At 67.4% G+C, this 864-nt stretch carries 1 protein-coding gene; it reads right to left on the bottom strand.

Annotation, left to right across the window (positions count from 1 at the left end; translation table 11 throughout):
• The coding region (locus tag IVB27_RS23000) for a VCBS domain-containing protein (RefSeq protein ID WP_247445497.1) at positions 1 to 864 on the bottom strand (864 nt) is incomplete at both ends.

Below are 864 nucleotides of genomic sequence, written 5' to 3'. Positions count from 1 at the left end.
CAGCTCATCATGGGCGCCGTTGCCGGTGTAGCTCCAGGCCCCGCTGGCATCGATGCTGAAGTCACCGTAGCTGCCATGAACATTGCTCTGCGCCACGACATGGGCTTCGCCCGTATCCGGGTCGGTGATGGTCAGCTGCCCGCTGGTGTTCAGTGCCGCGGCAATGTCGCCCTCGGTCACCGCCTTGGCCTCGGACGAGACCGTGGCCGCGTCGTTGGTGCCGGTGATGGTGATGCTGACCGTGCCGGTGGCGGTGCCGTCCTGGCTGGTCACCGTGAACTGGTCCTGGACCTGCTGCCCGGCCGTGAGCTCATCATGGGCGCCGTTGCCGGCGTAGCTCCAGGCCCCGTTGGCATCGATGCTGAAGTCGCCATAGCTGCCGTGGGCGTTCGATTGCGCCACGACCTGGGCCTCGCCGCTGTCGGGATCGACGATCGTCAGCTGCCCGGAGGTGTTGAGTGCGGTCGCGGTGTCGCCCTCGGTCACGGACTTGGCCTCGGACGAGACGGTCGCGGCATCGTTGGTGCCGGTGATGGTCACCGTCACGGTGCCGGTGGCGGTGCCGTCCTGGCTGGTCACCGTGAACTGGTCCTGGACCTGCTGGCCCGCGGTGAGCTCGTCGTGGGCGCCGTTGCCGGCGTAGCTCCAGGCCCCGCTGGCATCGATGCTGAAGTCGCCATAGCTGCCATGAACATTGCTCTGCGCCACGACATGGGCTTCGCCGCTGTCGGGATCGACGATCGTCAGCTGGCCGGAGGCGTTCAATGCCGCGGCAATGTCGCCCTCGGTCACGGACTTGGAGTCCGAGCTCACCGACGCTACGTCGTTGGTGCCGGTGATGGTCACCGTCACCGTGCCGGTGGC

Source organism: Bradyrhizobium sp. 197 (assembly GCF_023073375.1).
Taxonomy (GTDB): domain Bacteria; phylum Pseudomonadota; class Alphaproteobacteria; order Rhizobiales; family Xanthobacteraceae; genus Bradyrhizobium.
The sequence above is the reverse complement of the archived record's forward strand: the minus strand, read 5'-3'. Positions and strand labels throughout refer to the sequence as shown.